Annotated in this window: 16 protein-coding genes and 1 riboswitch; of the genes, 9 read left to right on the top strand and 7 right to left on the bottom strand. The window is 48.0% G+C overall.

Annotation, left to right across the window (positions count from 1 at the left end; translation table 11 throughout):
* The first annotated feature begins 12 nt into the window (after positions 1-12).
* From ACFPK9_RS07690 to ACFPK9_RS07680, 3 genes are all read left to right on the top strand, one after another.
* Complete coding sequence (locus ACFPK9_RS07690) at positions 13-1,734, top strand: purine-cytosine permease family protein (protein ID WP_377094265.1); 1,722 nt, start codon at positions 13-15, stop codon at positions 1,732-1,734.
* Positions 1,735-1,783: 49 nt separating this feature from the next.
* The gene (locus ACFPK9_RS07685; protein WP_377094264.1) at positions 1,784-3,277 is read left to right on the top strand and encodes a mannitol dehydrogenase family protein; all 1,494 of its coding nucleotides are present in this window, start codon (positions 1,784-1,786) and stop codon (positions 3,275-3,277) included.
* Between the two features lie 123 nt (positions 3,278-3,400).
* Positions 3,401-4,624 (top strand): carbohydrate porin, encoded by a 1,224-nt coding sequence (locus tag ACFPK9_RS07680; RefSeq protein ID WP_377094263.1) that lies wholly within the window; start codon positions 3,401-3,403, stop codon positions 4,622-4,624.
* On the opposite strand, the gene ACFPK9_RS07675 is transcribed toward ACFPK9_RS07680, so the two are convergent.
* A complete protein-coding gene (locus ACFPK9_RS07675) occupies positions 4,621-4,893 on the bottom strand; it encodes an antitoxin Xre-like helix-turn-helix domain-containing protein (RefSeq protein WP_377096582.1) in 273 nt (90 codons plus the stop codon). The two genes, ACFPK9_RS07680 and ACFPK9_RS07675, sit on opposite strands and share 4 nt — an antisense overlap.
* 254 nt (positions 4,894-5,147) lie before the next feature.
* On the opposite strand from ACFPK9_RS07675, the gene ACFPK9_RS07670 reads away from it, so the two are divergent.
* The gene (locus ACFPK9_RS07670; protein ID WP_377094262.1) at positions 5,148-5,345 is read left to right on the top strand and encodes a hypothetical protein; all 198 of its coding nucleotides are present in this window, start codon (positions 5,148-5,150) and stop codon (positions 5,343-5,345) included.
* A gap of 355 nt (positions 5,346-5,700) precedes the next feature.
* On the opposite strand, the gene thiC is transcribed toward ACFPK9_RS07670, so the two are convergent.
* The 3 genes from thiC to tsaE all read right to left on the bottom strand — a co-directional run bounded on the left by thiC (position 5,701) and on the right by tsaE (position 9,015).
* Positions 5,701-7,815, bottom strand: coding sequence for a phosphomethylpyrimidine synthase ThiC (gene thiC, locus ACFPK9_RS07665; RefSeq protein WP_377094261.1), 2,115 nt, complete (start codon positions 7,813-7,815; stop codon positions 5,701-5,703).
* A 126-nt stretch (positions 7,816-7,941) separates the two neighbouring features.
* Positions 7,942-8,047, bottom strand: a riboswitch (TPP riboswitch).
* A 150-nt stretch (positions 8,048-8,197) separates the two neighbouring features.
* Positions 8,198-8,431: a hypothetical protein gene (locus ACFPK9_RS07660; protein WP_377094260.1), complete on the bottom strand. Its 234-nt coding sequence runs from the start codon at positions 8,429-8,431 to the stop codon at positions 8,198-8,200.
* 158 nt (positions 8,432-8,589) lie between these two features.
* Positions 8,590-9,015: a tRNA (adenosine(37)-N6)-threonylcarbamoyltransferase complex ATPase subunit type 1 TsaE gene (gene tsaE / locus ACFPK9_RS07655; protein ID WP_377094259.1), complete on the bottom strand. Its 426-nt coding sequence runs from the start codon at positions 9,013-9,015 to the stop codon at positions 8,590-8,592.
* A 138-nt stretch (positions 9,016-9,153) separates the two neighbouring features.
* On the opposite strand from tsaE, the gene rplU reads away from it, so the two are divergent.
* The 3 genes from rplU (at position 9,154) to ACFPK9_RS07640 (ending at position 11,223) form a co-directional block, all read left to right on the top strand.
* A complete protein-coding gene (gene rplU / locus ACFPK9_RS07650; RefSeq protein ID WP_377094258.1) occupies positions 9,154-9,465 on the top strand; it encodes a 50S ribosomal protein L21 in 312 nt (103 codons plus the stop codon).
* A gap of 29 nt (positions 9,466-9,494) precedes the next feature.
* Positions 9,495-9,746: a 50S ribosomal protein L27 gene (rpmA, locus tag ACFPK9_RS07645; protein WP_377094257.1), complete on the top strand. Its 252-nt coding sequence runs from the start codon at positions 9,495-9,497 to the stop codon at positions 9,744-9,746.
* Between the two features lie 460 nt (positions 9,747-10,206).
* A complete protein-coding gene (locus ACFPK9_RS07640; protein ID WP_377096579.1) occupies positions 10,207-11,223 on the top strand; it encodes a zinc-binding alcohol dehydrogenase family protein in 1,017 nt (338 codons plus the stop codon).
* Here the strand turns inward: ACFPK9_RS07640 and ACFPK9_RS07635 are convergent.
* From ACFPK9_RS07635 to ACFPK9_RS07625, 3 genes are all read right to left on the bottom strand, one after another.
* Positions 11,191-12,519, bottom strand: a complete 1,329-nt coding sequence (locus tag ACFPK9_RS07635; RefSeq protein ID WP_377094256.1) for an ABC1 kinase family protein — start codon at positions 12,517-12,519, stop codon at positions 11,191-11,193. The genes ACFPK9_RS07640 and ACFPK9_RS07635 overlap by 33 nt on opposite strands.
* A 6-nt stretch (positions 12,520-12,525) precedes the next feature.
* Positions 12,526-13,200: a TetR family transcriptional regulator C-terminal domain-containing protein gene (locus ACFPK9_RS07630; protein ID WP_377094255.1), complete on the bottom strand. Its 675-nt coding sequence runs from the start codon at positions 13,198-13,200 to the stop codon at positions 12,526-12,528.
* Positions 13,201-13,280: 80 nt separating this feature from the next.
* Positions 13,281-14,675 (bottom strand): DUF459 domain-containing protein, encoded by a 1,395-nt coding sequence (locus ACFPK9_RS07625; RefSeq protein ID WP_377094254.1) that lies wholly within the window; start codon positions 14,673-14,675, stop codon positions 13,281-13,283.
* A gap of 214 nt (positions 14,676-14,889) precedes the next feature.
* Between ACFPK9_RS07625 and ACFPK9_RS07620 the strand changes: the two genes are divergently transcribed.
* Positions 14,890-16,362, top strand: coding sequence for an SDR family oxidoreductase (locus ACFPK9_RS07620; protein WP_377094253.1), 1,473 nt, complete (start codon positions 14,890-14,892; stop codon positions 16,360-16,362).
* A 29-nt stretch (positions 16,363-16,391) separates the two neighbouring features.
* Positions 16,392-17,570, top strand: coding sequence for a hypothetical protein (locus tag ACFPK9_RS07615; RefSeq protein WP_377094252.1), 1,179 nt, complete (start codon positions 16,392-16,394; stop codon positions 17,568-17,570).
* Position 17,571 lies beyond the last annotated feature (1 nt).

The following is a 17,571-nucleotide window of genomic DNA, read 5'->3' as shown; positions in this document are numbered from 1 at the left end:
CCTAGATATAAAATGAGTAATTCAATTGAAAGACCTGAAGCGCTTGCCGGAGTGAGTGATGAGCAATTACCAGTACCAAAGCATAAGTTGCATGGCTGGAAACATTTTTTGGGGCTGTATGCTGGAGAGCATGTGGCTGCAACGGAGTTTGTGATCGGAGCAACATTTGTGGCGCTTGGTGCGACGACAATGGATATTTTGCTAGGTCTGTTGATTGGTAATATATTAGCGATTTTAAGTTGGACTTTAATCACTGCCCCGATTGCCACACAGACTCGATTAAGCCTGTATACTTATCTTAATAAGATAGCAGGGAATTCGATGACGAAGCTTTATAACTGGGCAAATGTTGTTATTTTTACGGTGATTTCGGCTGCTATGATCACGGTTTCATGTTCGGCCGTGCGGTTTTTATTCGGCATACCAGCTCAGTTAGATTGGTACCCGAATGATTGGGCCTTTGTGTTGGTAGTGCTCGGTGTAGGGGCGATTGTGGTACTAGTGGCGATGTATGGATTTAATGCAGTGTCTGACTTTTCAAGTATATGTGGGCCGTGGTTATTTGTGATGTTTTCAGCGGGTGCATTGGTGATGTTTCCAGCATTAGCTGAAGGTGTGTTAGGACGCACTACGCTGGATGGATTTGGGGAATTTCTGACGATTGGTGATCAATCGATTTGGACCGGTGTGGCGGCGAATGGTGAGCCGGGTATAGGCTTGTTAGAGGTGATCGGTTTTGCGTGGGCAGCGAATACGATTACGCACGTGGGACTTATTGATATGGCGTTATTCCGCTATGCGAAGAAGCCGATTTACGGTTTGTGCACGAGCTCCGGGATGTTGTTTGGCCATTTTATTGCATGGATTGCCGCAGGGATCATGGGTGCAGGGACTGCTATTTTGTTAAAGAAATCGATCATTCAGTTAGATCCGGGCGATGTGGCATATGAGGCATTGGGTTGGGCTGGTTTTGTGATTGTTCTCGTAGCGGGTTGGACGACAGCGAATGCGAACTTGTATCGAGCAGGTTTAGCTGCTCAGGCGATTTTCAAGAACCATTCACGTCAGAAAACTACGCTAGCGGTAGGTTTAGTGACTGTGGTGGTGGCGTGTTTCCCTTTCGTGTTCACGAAGATGTTGCCATTGCTGACTTATGCAGGTTTGATCGTAGTTCCTGTGGGGGCTGTGGTTTTCGCGGAGCATGTGATTTTCCCTAAGATTGGCTTTACTCGTTACTGGGCAAAATACCGTGGCATCAAACATAGTGTTCCAGCGATTGCATCATGGGCAATTGGCTTAACATGTGGGTTCGGACTCAATATATTAGATGTAATGTCTTTCTATTATTTGTTCATTCCAACCTGGTTTGTGACCACCATTTCTTATATTATCTTGGCTCGTCAGTTTGGAGCAGCAGAACGTTATCCAGAAGAAGAGGCGAAGATGTTAGAGAGCGATCGAGTCGTGGCTGATTATCAAGAGCAGCAGGCTGAAGCTGAAGAAGAAGCTGTGAAGGATGAGAGCTTTTTCTCAAGAGGTCTTCACTGGGTTTCGAGATCGAGTTTAGCGCTTATATTTATCCTTGCAGCGCTGACGATGTTTGCGAGTCCAGATATGGAGGTTTATACGCAAAACCGAGATCGCTTTCATGTTTACGCCTTTATATTTACGGTAGTCTATTTCAGCTGTGCTTACTGGGCGCTGCGTAGGAAGAAAGCACTACAGCAATATTAATATAATCTATCTCAAATGAACTTATAAAATCATAAAAACCCAAACTATTATGAATGCAGCAATTCGATTAAACCAATCTAATTTAGAAACTCTCCCTAACAGCGCTCATGTGCCACAATATGATCGCAGTGAGATTACCGCGAGTATTGTGCACGTTGGAGTTGGGGGATTCCATCGTTCGCACGAAGCCTACTATACGGACCTGCTGCTTGAGCGAGGTGGCGAGCGCTGTTGGGGAATCTGCGGTGTTGGTTTGAGGGAATCTGATCGCAAGATCGCGGATGTTTTAAAGCGTCAGGATTATCTCTACACTATGATAGTGAAGCATCCTGATGGTAAGGTGGAGAATAGAGTGATCGGTTCGATTGTAGATTTTCTGTTAGCATGTGATGATGCGAAAGGTGTGATCGATAAGATGGCGGACCCGCTCACTAAGATTGTCTCACTTACTATCACGGAAGGAGGGTATAATTTCGACCCATCGACAGGAGAGTTCGATTTTGAGAATCCTGATGTTGAGCATGATTTAGCGGAGCCTGAACAACCTCGGACCGTGTTTGGTTTTTTAGCTGCAGCTCTAAGGAAGCGCCGATCTACGGGGGCTGGCGCGTTTACGGTGCAGTCATGCGATAACATTCAGCACAACGGAGATGTTACGAAGGCGATGTTGTTAGCCTTCACTCGTAAGCAAGATAGCGAGCTCGCGGAGTGGATTGAAAATGAGGTGCGTTTCCCCAATGCAATGGTGGATCGGATTACTCCAGTGACGACACCAGAAGATATAGAATCATTAGAAGAGCTTGGTTGGAAAGATGAGTGGCCGGTAACGTGTGAGCCATTTTGCCAATGGGTGATCGAGGATGATTTTGCAGATGGGAGGCCACAATGGGAAAGTGTGGGTGCACAGTTTGTTCCTGACGTTACACCGTATGAAACGATGAAGATCCGTCTGCTCAACGCAGGTCATTCCGTGTTGGGAATACTGGGTGCGTTGCACGGACATGCTACCATTGATGACTGTATAGACGATTCTCTCTTTGAGACCTATGTGAGGCGTTTTATGGATTCTGAAGCGACTCCAGTCTTGGATCCAGTGGAAGGAATTGATCTCGATGATTATAAAGATTCGTTGATTGAGCGATTTGGAAATCCTAACATAAAGGATAAGCTTTCCCGTATTTGTTTAGAGAGTTCGTCAAAACTGCCGAAGTTTTTGATCCCAACCATTCGAGAAAATTTAGCCAGTGGTGGGAGTATTGAATATGGAAGCTTAGTCCTGGCCGCATGGTGTTATTACTCGGATAAGGGCAGAGACCGCCATGGTGTACAATTGGAAATAACTGATGAGATGAAAACTGAGCTTCATGAAGCAGCTGCCGGAAGTTCGGAGAATCCTTTGGCCTTTTTGAGGGTGCGAGAAGTGTTTGGTGACTTATCTGAAAACACAGCCTTTACTCAGACTTACGGATCAATGGTGGAGGCTATTTATGATGATCCTGACATTGCGCGTCACATGCAAGCGGTGCTTTTTGGCCGAGATTGAATGATATTAGTCCACGAAGTAGTGGCTTGTTAGTTGGGGCTGAAGGGCCCGTCTATTGATACTTTTACGTGGTGAGAGCCACGATGGGAGAACTGTGCCCTTTTTAGGGTCTAAAAAATAAAAATGATGAAAACGAAGCAATTAGTAGTATGTGCAGTGGTGATGGGGGGAGCTGTGGGGCATGGTGAAGAACTAAGTCTCGCACAGCCTCCGGCGGTGGAGAGTATGGAAGAAATAGGAGCTGAGGAGGCTTCGGGTAATTTCTTTTCAAGTATTGAGCCCAAAGGTGTGGATGTATTTGCCTCTTATGTGGGAATCGGTGCGTCTAATGTGTCGGGCGGTATTGAAAGTGATAGTGTTTATGCTGGGCAGATTTATGCAGGTGTGCATTTAGACCTAGAGCAGCTATGGAATTGGAAAGGCGCTAGAGTTAAAGTTTCAATGGTAAATCGGCATGGTGAGACATTGGCAGGTTCGGTAGGAAGCGTGTTTGATCCAGTGACGATTTATGGAGGGCAGACAACATTCTTGTACGACCTAAGTATTGAAAAGGATTTTACTGATGCGTTTTCCGTGAAAGTGGGGCGCATGGCCGCGACCGATGATTTCTCAACTTCTCCACTTTATGCGTATTCATTAAACAATACGGTGAATGGACCGATACGGGCTTTATTGCTTGACGGTGTGATGAGCTCTTTCCCTTTTCCGGTGTGGGGCACGCGTTTAGAATACGTAGTGAATGAGGAGCATCGCTTTCGTATGGGAGCGTATCAGGTGAGTGATAGTATGTGGGATGCGAGTGCGCATGGTACAGATTTTGATATCAGTGGTGACGATGGCCTGTCGGTCTTTTTACAATATGATTGGACTGGTGAAATCGCTGGGAGGAATTCAAGAATGTATCTTGGTACGCATCAGGCATTTGATGAGTTTGAGACGTATGGAAGCGACGGGACTGAGGGGCAGTTTAGTCAGTATTATGGTCACATAGATCATGAAATTCTCGACGATCTACAGGTTTTCCTAACAGCAGCCTACAGTGGGCAAGGTGAATTAGCTCGCATTGAGTTTCAGTCGAGTTTTGGACTCATCTGGAAGGGCTTATTCCCTGCGCGACCAGAAGATAGAACTGTGCTGTATGCGACTTATGGAGATTACAGTGCGGAGTATGGAGAAGAAATCGGTGAAGATCGGGATTACGAGATTGTGTGTGAGATCGGTCACCGTTTTCAATTGGGGGATGCGTATTGTGTGCAGCCGTCAGTCCAATACATTCACCGACCAGGAGGAACTGGAGATATCGATGACAGCGTGGTGCTAGGTGTTTGGCTAGGAATGGATTTTTAGAGCATTGGCCTCATCATTCTAGAGCTGGGCGTTGGAAGCGAGCCAGTCGTCACCAAATTCTTGGCAAGGGCACGGAGGTGAGATATTCCGCCAACTATTTGGGAGTACTGAGGCTGGGTAATGCGCTCACTTTCTGGAGTCTCCAAACGGTCTGTTTTTTTACGATGGTGGAGCGTGGCGGGAGAAATGCCAAGGTCGCGACCGAGTTCCTCTTCTGGGAGTTGGAGGAGTTCTTGTAAGGCATAGAACTCAGCCGTGGGAAACCCTATCGGAGTTGCTCAACTAAATTGTTTTTATGTTCAGGTGATAGTTTTTGAGGTAAAAAAATACCCGCTAAGTGCGAGATGGCACTCAAGAATACCTTTGCTACGGATTAATGTGCTGGTGGCCGAGCCATTGGGCCAGAGCTGGATTCCAGTTGACTAAAATGGGCTTGAACCTTAGTAGTCGGCAGGCCGCAGTGATTTGATATTGTCGATCAGGCGGTTCTGTCCATTTTCAACCAGAAATCTAAACTACTATTATGGCTACTTCATTACAACGTAACACTAACAGAACACGTCCAACAAAGTCAACAGGCGCAAAAGCCAAGCGCACTAAAGTTCAGCGCCGCCGCCTTGTCGCTTTAGGCATGGACGAAGCTGCTGTTGCGGCATTGAACTCAAGCGAAGTTCGTGCATTGCTCAAGCGCCCTGCGAAGGTGAGTGCAGCGAACAAGTAATTTTACGCTGAGCTTCGTCTGCCACTCATTGGCAGAAAGATTTGTCCCCACGTTTTTTCGATTGATCGAGAGGCGTGGGGATTTTTTGTGTCCTCAGGGACGGAGGAATTGGTAGGCCAGAGGTTTTTCAATTGGAGTTGATGGTTGGCGAGGTCGCACCAGCAATTGCCGATGAGGTGCATTTCGGTGTTGAAAGCAGTCGCTGTAGTGGTGGCGGACACTGGGGGGCTTTGGTGCGGTTGCAGAAGGACTGATGTTTGTGCTGCTACTGCCGCAGGGGGTAAAAAATACCCCTAAGTGCGAAGTGGCGCTTAAGGGTACTTTTTTAACTAGGGATGAATCTGTTGGGCTTCTTTTAGCTTTGACCGGTGAGTTCGGCGGTGGCTTTCTCTAGGCCTTTTTCTTCGATTGCCTGCTCGGTGAAACCGTTGTCTTCGGCGTACTTGCGGACGTCGGCAGTGATTTTCATAGAACAGAAAGTGGGGCCACACATGGAGCAGAAATGGGCGGTTTTGGCGCCTTCTGCGGGGAGTGTTTCATCGTGGAAATCGATAGCTCGGGCAGGATCGAGTCCAAGGGCGAACTGGTCGCGCCAGCGGAACTCGAAGCGTGCCTTGGAGATCGCGTTGTCGCGCTCCTGCGCGGCTGGGTGGCCTTTGGCGAGGTCGCCAGCGTGGGCAGCGAGCTTGTAGGTGATGACGCCTTCGCGGACGTCATCACGGTTCGGTAGGCCGAGGTGTTCTTTCGGTGTCACGTAGCAGAGCATCGCGCAACCGTACCAACCGATGTTTGCTGCACCGATACCGGAAGTAATGTGGTCGTAACCCGGAGCGATGTCAGTGGTGAGTGGCCCGAGAGTGTAGAAGGGAGCTTCGTGGCACCACTCGATTTGCTTCTCCATATTTTCTTTAATGAGGTGGAGAGGGACGTGGCCGGGGCCTTCGTTCATGACTTGGCAGCCTTTTGCCCATGCGCGTTTGGTGAGTTCGCCTTGGATCTCGAGCTCGGCGAGCTGGGCGTAGTCGTTGGCGTCTGCGATCGAGCCTGGACGGAGGCCGTCGCCGATGGAGAAGGACACGTCGTAAGCGGCGCAGATGTCACAGATGTCATCCCAGTGAGTGTAGAGGAAGTTTTCTTTTTGGTGGGCGAGCGTCCATTTCGCCAAGATAGAACCACCACGGGAAACGATGCCTGTCATGCGGCGTGCAGTGTGTGGGACGAAGCGAAGGAGAACCGCTGCGTGAATGGTGAAGTAGTCGACTCCTTGCTCAGCCTGTTCGATGAGGGTATCGCGGAAGAGCTCCCAAGTGAGGTCTTCGATCTTGCCGTTGACCTTCTCGAGTGCTTGGTAAATAGGTACTGTGCCGATTGGGACTGGTGAGTTACGCAGAATCCATTCGCGGGTGGCGTGGATGTTCTTACCGGTGGAGAGATCCATGACGGTGTCTGCTCCCCACTTGGTGGCCCAGCGCATTTTTTCAACTTCTTCGTCGATGGTAGAAGCGACGGCGGAGTTACCGATATTTGCGTTGATTTTGATGAGGAAGTTACGGCCAATGATCATTGGCTCTATTTCTGGGTGGTTGATGTTGGCGGGGATGATGGCGCGGCCACGGGCTACCTCGGAGCGAACGAACTCTGGGGTGATGAGTTTGGGGATTTCAGCGCCGAAGGATTGGCCAGGGTGCTGGTGGTCCATGCGATTGCGAGAGACCTGTTTGAAGGGGTCGATCTCGGATGGGCGCGGCATGTTGTAGCCGTCTGGTGTGTGGGATTTGCTCTTGATGAGTTCCTTGATCGCGTCAGAGGCGTCCTCGGGGAGTTCATCGAGTGTTGGGTAGCGGTCGTTGACGGTTTTAAATTCTTCGATGCGGCCCATGTTCTCGCGGATAGCGATGAATTCCATTTCCGGAGTGATGATGCCTTGGTCGGCGTACCATTTTTGTGTGACTGGGTGGCCAGCGGAGGCACGGAGTGGTTTACGCTTGAGGCCAGGGTATTCCTTGAGCTTGTTTTTGGCGGCTTTTCCTTCGTTGTATTTTTCGGCGTGTTTGTCGGAGAGGTAGCCATTGTCGGATGGCTTGACGTCGCGGCCTTCGTATTCTTCGACGTCACCACGGCCGAGGATCCAATCACGGCGGAGGGCTGGGAGGCCTTCGCGTGGGTCACCATTGAAATTAGGATCTCCCCAAGGGCCTGAGCAGTCATAGACGCGGATGGGTGCGTTCTTTTCTATACGGCCATTTGGGTGTTCGGTGTCGGAGAGACGAATCTCACGCATTGGCACTTGAACGGAAGGGTGAAGTTGGCCGCCAACGTAGACACGAGTAGAGTTTGGGAAAATGGTAGGATCTTTCTCGAGGGCAGCGAGTTCTTCGGAGTTGTCGATGTCTTCGATGAAGTTACCAGTGTAGTCGGAACGGGCTGAGGAGTTCTCCGGCGTAGGTGTAGTTTCGTCTGGTGAGATCATGGTTAAATAGAGTTGAGTTGGTAATTGAAAGTGGGGTAGTTAGAAGCTCTTGTGAAGCTGTTAGTTTCTGCTGGAAATAAAAAATGCCTGTCGGCGCAGTGGACGGCGGACAGGCGTATTTCGTTTCAATGATGAAATGCGACTCCCTTCGCCGGTGTTAGCCGTAGCAGGTTCGAAGGGTCATGGGCGGTGTTGCCTATTCTCAGCCTCGTCGGCTCCCCTGTCTGAGCTGCAGTGTAGTGGACACAGGAGGTGATGCAAGTGGATTTCTGGAATGGCGGAGAGGGCTTAGGAGCTTCTATTTAGACATAAAAAAGCTCCTAACGCTAAAAAGCATGAGGAGCTTAGGTTTGAGCCTTAAGTAGAAGCCGATGTGAGCAACCTAGAGGTCGTCTAGATCGAGGTCGAAATCTTCATCTTCGACTTCGACTGGTTCACCGTCTTCTACGCTGACTACGAGGTTGTGCTCCTCAGCTTCTGCTGTGAAGTAGAGCGGAAGCTGTACCATGTTTTCTTCATTGAGAAAGATGGAGGACTCTTCAACTTTAATATCCTTTAGAAAGTCTGCTTTGTGCTCTGGGTTTGCGAATCTGACGATGATCGTGCTTTGCTTCATTGGTTATAGAATAATGTCTAGTCGGACGAGCTGTAAACTGTAATTCCGAGATGAATATCTAACTCTTTCCTAACTAGCGAATTTTGGGAGAAAACTTTGACAAGTTGATGGAGTCGAGAAGGTCAATGTGTCTGAAATATTTTGACGCTTAGGGTAACTCAAGCAATAGCGTAACTGAGCTTCCGCCCCCCGTCGATGTGCTCAATATGAATACAGTGGGTGCCAGGAGGGATCATTTCAGGGAATCGATCTGGCCATTCGATGACGAGGATGGCATCGCGCTCTAGGTAGTCCTCCCAGCCAATGGCGAGGAGTTCTTCAGGCGCTTCCATGCGGTACCAATCAAAGTGGATCAGTTCCGGTGAGCAGTCGGTGTATTCATTAACGAGGGCGAATGTAGGGCTGGTGACGGCGTTATTTCGTCCGAGCGCTTGAGCAATTCCTTGGGTAAGGTGGGTCTTGCCGGCGCCGAGGTCACCAATGAGGGCGAGTACATCGCCGCTGGATAAATGTTTTGAAAGCTTGAAACCAAAGGCTTTCATTGCTTCGGGTGAGTTGATTTCGACTGGGAAATGCTGTTGCATAGAGAAGTTTTTGAATTTTATTGAGATAAGTTCAAAAAAAATCTTGCGGAAATGAATGATTTGTGGTCAATTCCGCGCCCAGTCCGACACGCCCTTGTGTAGGAGTATTCATTTTTAACCATTAACGATTGTCAGACCATGGCATACGCAGTTTTCAAAACAGGCGGTAAACAGTACCGCGTACAAGCAGGTGATCAAATCGACGTCGAGAAACTCGACGCAGATGTTGATTCCGAAATTTCTTTTGACGAAGTTCTCCTCGTCAACGACGGTAGCAACACAACAGTTGGCGCGCCTGTAGTTGAAGGTGCAACAGTTAAAGCTAAGGTTGTTGACCAGTTCCGCGGTAAAAAAGGCATCGCTTTCAAGTTTAAGCGCCGCCAAGGTTACCACAAGACAAAGGGTTACCGCCGTCACCTCACTAAGCTCGAGATCGTAAGCGTTGCTTAATCTCTTAATCACTAACACAATCACTCACCATGGCTCATAAAAAAGGACAAGGTTCCGTTAAAAACGGTCGCGATTCACGCAGTAAGCGTCTTGGCGTTAAGAAATTCGGTGGCGAAACAGTTACTGCAGGTAACATCATCATCCGCCAGCGCGGCACTAAGTGGACACCAGGTAAGAACGTTTACCTTGGAAAAGACCACACAGTTCACGCATATGTAGATGGCTCTGTTTACTTCGACCAATCTGGTCGCCGAGTAAACGTTGCGCCAGTCGAAGCGTAAGCTTAACTCGCTAATACATTTTCCAATCGGTCTTAGGTTTTTCCTAAGGCCGATTTTTTTTTGCCTGTAGATGGTGTGTTATAGATCGACTGTTCTATGACGAACAGGGGCGCTGATCCTTAAGTGTCCGGTGGTTTTGAGATTTTGAGGTCTTTAGATTTTAAATGCGTCAGAATGTCTCTCCTAGATCGATTTTTGAAATGATCATCGTGGTAGATATCAAGATGCTTTTTCAGCCGGATGTTTAGGGATAAACGTCATTGCCTAGGCTTTGCCCCAAACTGAGTTTTTTATTTATAAAAAAATGAGGGGGATCTGTGATGTTGATCTAAAATTTTAGAATAATAATCAGACTAAAGAGATTATAAGTGCTTCTAAAATCTTGTGACTGATAGTACTCCTACGGAATAAGTGTGAGAATGCGTTGCGTGCGGGGGAGAGCAGCGTACACTTATGGATGATGAAAGCAGTTGCCTATAAAGTGCCCGGTTCGATTGATTCGGAAGAGTCGCTGATAGATGTTGTTCTAGAAAAGCCGAAGGCGAGTGGTCGCGATTTGTTAGTGAAGGTAGAGGCGGTGTCGGTAAATCCGGTGGACACGAAGTTGCGTAGAGCGCGTCCGCCATTTGAAGGAGATGAATATGCAGTTTTAGGGTTTGATGCTTCTGGAGTTATAGAAGAGATAGGCGGATCTGTAGAAAATTTTAAAGTGGGGGATCAGGTGTTTTATGCTGGGTCATTGGTGCGACCTGGGACGAATAGCGAGTTTCATTTGGTGGACGAGAGGATAGTGGGGCGAAAGCCGAGTTCGATCAGCGATTCTGAAGCGGCAGCATTACCTCTTACAGCTTTGACGGCTTGGGAAATGTTGTTCGACCGACTGATGGTAGATAGGCCTAGGGCTGAAGGTGGTGATATCGTTCTGATCATTGGGGGCGCTGGAGGTGTGGGTTCTATTGCTATACAACTGCTTCGAGCTCTGACGGATTTGACTGTGATCGCAACAGCGTCTCGGCCTGAAACTGAAGCATGGGCGCGCGAATGTGGTGCGCATCATGTGATTAACCATCGCGAGCCATTGCCCGAGCAAATTATTGCCTTAGGCTTGAGGGCTCCTGAGTTTGTATTTTCTACGACCCAGACTGATCAACACCTTGAGGGGATTGCTGAGCTTATTGCTCCGCAGGGACGCTTCGGATTGATCGATGATCCGAGTGATTTGTCGATCATGCCATTTAAGCGAAAGTCAGTTTCAATTCACTGGGAGTTCATGTTCACGCGTTCGCTTTTTGGGACTTCGGATATTGAGGAGCAAAGTAGGATACTTAACGAAGTTGCAAAGTTGGTTGATGAAGGAAAGATCCGTTCCACCGCCACTGAGGTAGCGGGGAGAATCAATGCGGAAACTTTACGTGCGGTGCACGCTAAAATCGAAAGCGGTACGTCACGCGGGAAGACGGTGCTGGCTGGGTTTTAGAGGCTCGGGTCGTGTTGTCTTGAGCTCAGCTTTGAGAGCGCCCGCTAGGTTGTAGAGTCCGAAGTAAGTGCGGTTCAGATAGAGTGCGTCTGCATTGCCGCGTGCTGAGTTGAGAGCTTGAAGCTCTGCGTCATCACGCGTGCGGTCACCGAAATCGGCGAGTTCACGGAAGTACGATTCATCACCGAAATCAAATGTTTCTTGCTGAAATGGTCGCGAGAGAAGGTCGACAGATTCATGGAAAATGTCAGTAAGTTTTCTTACTGCAGTTGGGGAATCATCAGGAAGGAGTAGTCCTATTTTGTAGAGAAGTTCTTGGAATTTTTGAGGGGTATTAAAAATTTCTGGCTCCATTAAGCTGAAGTATTGTCGATAGAAAGTGTCAGGAAGTTCTTTCACACAGCCGAAATCTAGAATCCAAAGTTCATTATCGTGGACTTTGAAGTTTCCTGGATGAGGGTCGGCGTGGAAGACCCGCAAGTTGTGAACCTGATGGTGGTAAAAATCCCACAGTGATTGGCCTATTTGGTTCGCAAGTGCTTGATCGGTATTGCGCTCGAAAAATTGGTCTAATACTTCGCCGTGAACCCAATCCATGGTGAGGATACGCCGAGTGCTAAGTTCGGGGTGGAAGCCTGGGAAGCGGATGCGATCTAGGTGTTTGGACTGCTCAGCGAGTTCTTGTGAACGTCTCAGTTCTAGCAGGTAGTTGGTTTCTTCAGTGAGTCGTTCTTCAACCTCTTTAAGGTAAGGATTGATCGAAGCTGCATCTAGTTTGAAAAGGCGCATTGCGAGTGGCTTTACGATAGCTAGATCCGAATGGATGCTATCTGCCACGCCGGGGTATTGGACTTTGATGGCGTAGTCATGGCCGTTCGATTCGGCCTTGTGTACTTGTCCAATAGAGGCGCCAGCGACGGCTTTTTTAGTGAAGCTGTCGAAAAGGTCGCTTGGTGGGCTGCCAAGTTCGCTCTGAAATGTTTTTACGACGAGCGGATAGGAGAGCGGTGGGGCTGAGTACTGTGCTTTTGAAAATTCACGGACGTATGGTTCTGGCAACAGGTTGCGGTCCATACTGAGCATTTGCGCTAGTTTGAGGGGCCCTCCCTTGAGTTTACTGAATGTGCCGAAGGCTTCAGCGGCGGTGGCTTCGTGAAACTCAGCTTTGGTTTCCTTACCAGTGATGGCTTTTTTACCGGCGAACTTTAGGTAGTTCACTCCTACGCGAGCACCAGCTGCGGTGAGTGAGGCGGCGCGGCCAAACTTATGTTTCGGGATCGATGTTTGCTCTTTCATGCTTATTTAGAGTTGAATGCGGCGCAGCATGAAGCGAGCGAGGTCGAGAGCGGAGTCCAACACGCCGGAGCGTGCGCTGTCGGCAAAGAAGCGGACGGATTTTTCAATCAACGCATCTGTGTCTTGGAAGTTTTCGCTGTTGTCTTTACGGTAGTAATCGATGAGGAAGCGCAGCTGCTCAAACAGGCCTTTTGCGTAGAGGTCATTGAGCTTTTTGCGGTCAGCTATTTCACCATTGGCGATTCCTTCTTGAATGAGAGAGTCTGCCCATGTTGTGAAGCTACTCCGCATTGCTTTGAGTGCGCTCGGGGTCATTTGCTGGAGGCATGGGAAGCACTGGGTGATGCGTGATCTGTGGTTCTGAATATGGCTGAAAAAGGTGTAGTAAAACGCCAGAAGCTTTTGATGAGTAGGGTATTCGGCGTAGTCATCGTCAGCTTCCAATACGCTGATGGTATCAGTGACAGTGGATTGCCAGTAGCGTGCTTCTAGTGACTCGAAGGAACTAAAGTGGGTGTGGAAGTCTCCTTCAGAGAGGTCGAATTGCTTACAAAATGCATAGACTGACTTGGGTCGCTGACCTTCCGTCAGCGTGTGATCCCAATAGTATTCCTCAATCTCATCTGCTGTGGGTTTCTTGCGTATAGCCTGCTTCTTTTTCGCCGATTTTTTTGCCGCCATGGGGCAATGTCGTACAGAACTACAAACTTGCAAGGGTTTCAGTAGCTACATCGATTTTAAAACTACAGGCTGTGAAGAAGTTATTCTTGCAGTTCTAGCATAGCCTTGGCGAAGCGTTCGCCAAGCATGAGTTGGCTCTTGGTGTCGTAGTGCCATTTGTCGCTTGTAGTGAGTCCTTCTGAGGAGACGCAAGCAGTATGTTTGACCTTTTGTGGGAGTTGATTGAGCTGATTGTTGATGAGTGCGACGTTGTTGATTTGACCTACAATGAAGGGGAGCTCGGGCATGCTCAGGTCGGCCTTTAAGTCATTGATAAATTGGATGAGTTTGGGGAGGTATTCTGGGTCTTCATGGTTGGATTCCCCTTGGTGCCAGAGGACACCCTTGAGTGAGCCTAGTTTTTGGGCTTGGCGCACGCGATCAAGGGTTTGCTGGTAGTACTCTTGTTTTTTTTGCCAGCTTTCTATTTTTGATCCACCACGGGCATTCACGATGAGGCCGATTTGTTGCATCGGGTTTGCTTTGACCATCGACTGTGCGAAGGAATATCCAGGGCCGAGTTTCTGAATGTGGAGTGGCTTGCCGATGGTGGAATATTGGTTGAGTGGATTTCTAGCGGGAGCCCATTCGCCGGCGTCATTGAGTAGGAATACATTTTCTAAATCTCCTGCTAGTTCACTCGGGATTGGAGCGCGGCCAGCCATGTTTGATTGACCAATGAGTAGATAGACAGCGAGGTCTTCATTTGGAGGTGCTGTGGTAGTGGATGGCTGTGGAAGCTTCATTCCAAATTTACTGAGGAAGGATTTGGCGAGGAGGGCATTTCCTTGATCATTCATGTGGACGCTATCGCTTGTGAGTATATTTGATCGTTGATTTTGAGGGTTATTTTTTCGGAGATAATCGACAAAAATTTTGCGGAGGTCGAGGAGGTCGGAGTTAGTATCGGCAGCTATTTTTCTGACAATGTTAGAGTATTGGTCTAAGCGTGAATTTTCAGCCGAGTTGCTATTTTCGCCAATGACTGTCGGCGTGCAGAGGAGGACTTTAATTTTTTGTTGCTGGAGTTGCTGGACGATGTCTCTCAGTCCTGCTTCATAGGCTTCCACTGTGGTTCCTTCTCTGGGTTCCTTGGTCACTGGATGTGGCCTAGTCCAATGCCAAATGTCGTTAATGCCGATGTAAACCATCACCATTGTTGGACGATGGTCTAGAACATCGCGTTCGAGGCGCTTGAGGAGATCTGGGACTTTGTTTCCACCAATTCCTTTGCCAATGACTTGGATGTTATCGTTTGAACGCGTTTGCTGAACGGCTTGGTTTACTAGGGAGATATATCCTTTTGGTTTAGTCCCCATTCTAGTAATGGAGTCTCCCAAAAAAATGATTTTCTCATTTTCATCTATTTGAAATGGCGAGTTTCCTTTGGCTGAGCAGAGGAGAGTAAGTGCTAGAAATATGATGAAGCTTTTCATGGATCGGGCCTATCTGTGCTTAATGTGAGTGAGAATAATGCTAGAGGGTAGATTGAGTGGCACTTCCTACAACTCGGAATGAGCTATGTCTTTGATCTGAAAATGATAATGGCGCAGATTTAAATTTCCCGATGCACGTAAGTTCATCGCTCCACATCGAAATGATGCGTAGTGTTTTAGTGGAATTGGCAAGAGGTATGCTAGAGTGTGTGGAGTGAAGGTATTAGTTACAGGGGCAAATGGGTATATAGGTCTACGACTTATTCCTTCTTTGCTGGATGCTGGCTATGAAGTTGTTGCGCAAGTGAGAAATGCTAGTCGCTTCCCTTTGAAGGATTTTGAGGCATGGAGTTCGATGCTTACTTTAATAGAAGCCGACTATTTAGAGACTGAGAGTTTACCTCCTCCAGATGTGTTAGTTGGAGTAGAGAGTGCCTATTACCTATTACATTCAATGGGGGCCGGTGAGCATTTTGCTGAGCGAGAGAAGCAATGTGCTAAGAATTTTGTTGATTGGTTAGAGCAATCTGAGTGTCAGCAAATTGTTTATTTGGGAGGAATTGCTCCGGCTGGAGAGAAGTTATCAGAGCACTTATCTTCTCGTATGGTGGTTGCGGATGTTCTGGCGTCTTCGGGAATTCCTCTCACTGTGTTGCGAGCATCTATCATTGTTGGATCAGGAAGTGCTTCTTTCGAGATTATTCGCGATCTCGTAGAGAAGCTACCTGTGATGTCTACGCCGAAGTGGACACGGACAAAGTGTCAACCAATTGCAATTCGGAATGTAATACACTATTTGTTAGGTGTGATTGATGGCGTTGTTCGTGAGGAGTGCACAGGAAAGTCATTCGATATAGGCGGGCCTGAAGTGCTGACTTATCAGCAAATGTTAAAAGGCTACGCACGTGTTCGTGGATTGTGGCGCTTGGTAGTTCCCGTTCCTTTTCTTAGTCCGAAGCTCTCGGCCTATTGGTTGTATTTTATGACGGCGACTAGCTTTCCGTTAGCGAGAGCCTTGGTAGGATCATTACATTTACAGACGACATGTGAGGAGGATTCTATTAGTGAAATTATACCACAGTCGTTGCTTGCTTATGATGAGGCGATTGAACTGGCATTGTCGCGAGTGGCTCAGAATAGGGTGCCGTCGGTTTGGTATGATTCGATGGCTTCGGGGAAGTTTGACGCACGGCATATACGGAATGTAAAGATTCCTGAGCATGGGGTTTTACATGATACGCGTGAATGTCGGATAGAGGTCTGTCGAGAGGCGGTGATCGATTCTGTTTGGAGTATTGGAGGTGCGCATGGGTGGCCGAGTATGGACTGGGCATGGCATTTGCGAGGGATCATGGATAAGGTGTTTGGAGGGGCGGGGATGCGCCGCGGGAGGCGTGACCAATGGGATTTACGTACAGGTGATGCCTTGGATTTTTGGAGAGTCGTGGTCGCAGATAAAGAGGCTGGAAGATTGATTCTTTACGCGGAGATGAAGCTTCCTGGTGAAGCTTGGTTAGAGTTTATTGTGAGCGAAACGAAGCTAAAGCAACGAGCGGTCTTCCGCCCACGTGGCTTGTTAGGCCGACTCTATTGGTTTTGCACTTATCCATTCCATCTGATCATTTTTCCTCAGATGTTGAAGAAATTGGCAAGAGGTTGGGATAAGCTAGGCTCGTCTTGGTCTTGAGTTGTGATTGGAGAATGTTAGCGTGCGGCATGCTTCGTATTTTCCCAGTTTTGCTCGTATGGCTACTTTCTTTATTGAGTAGTTATGCTGTCCAGAAATTCACGATCAAAGACTCGAGGACATTGACAGGACATATACGTTATGTGGTGGCAAAGCAGGCGTATATTGTCGGGGAGAATGGTGTAACTTACAAAGTTGCTTTGAAAGATCTAGACCCGCAAAGTCTGGTATATGTGAATGGTTGGATACGTAGCAAAGGCGGGGACGATAATTATGCGAGCTGGATTGATACTTCAGGAAGAGGGTTCAGCGCATCATGGCCGAGAACTGTGTACGCACCCACGAGAATAGATATTCAAGCGAAGTATCAAGAGTTTAAGAAAGGGCATTATGTGTATGAGAGTACACATTACCGATTTGTTTCAGATGCTAAGCTCGAGCCAAAGGTAGTCCAACGTTTTGCTGTTTTATTTGAAACGACATATGAGTACGTGATGGAGCTGCCACTCAATGCTTCTGGTCGCTATCTAGAGAAAGAAGAGAAGTTTAAGATCTATTTATTTGGAAATTATCGCAATTATGTACGAGCTGGAGGATCACCTGGGTCTGCTGGAGTTTATCTACCCCGTACGCAAATGGTGATGGTGCCTTTAGAGATGTTAGGTTTAGAGGATAGAGGAGGAGAATGGGTGTATGTGAAGGATGTATCTAACAAAGTGTTAGCGCATGAGCTGCAGCATCAACTCACCGGAGGTACGCGTTTTCCTGCCTGGTATATTGAAGGGAGTGCGGAGTATGTGGCTTCGACACGTTATACGCATGGAGCGTATCATGTGGTGAATGGTAAGACCCGCATGTTTGATTATGTGAGAGATAAGGACGGATTGGCAGACGGTTCAGGACGTCGGTTAGGAGGGAGAATAGCGATGATGCCGCTTGAGCAATTTATGGATCTAAATTACCAAAATTTTTCTAGGGGAAGAGTGCACGAAAATTATGCGGTGGCATTAATGCTCACTTATTTTTTCTATCACGAAGACGGTAATGGTGATGCCGCTGGTATGAAAGCATACATCAAGGCCTTGCAAAAAGGAAAGGTTGAGAAAGAGGCTAGAAAGCATCTGCTCCGCGGGCGGACACACGCGGAGCTTCAAGAGCAATTTCGCCGTTTTTGTTCGACTGGAGGAATCGCTGTCGAGTTTCCGTGAG

The organism is Rubritalea spongiae, assembly GCF_042652385.1.
Taxonomy (GTDB): Bacteria; Verrucomicrobiota; Verrucomicrobiia; order Verrucomicrobiales; family Akkermansiaceae; genus Rubritalea; species Rubritalea spongiae.
This window is presented reverse-complemented; position numbering and strand designations above follow the sequence as displayed.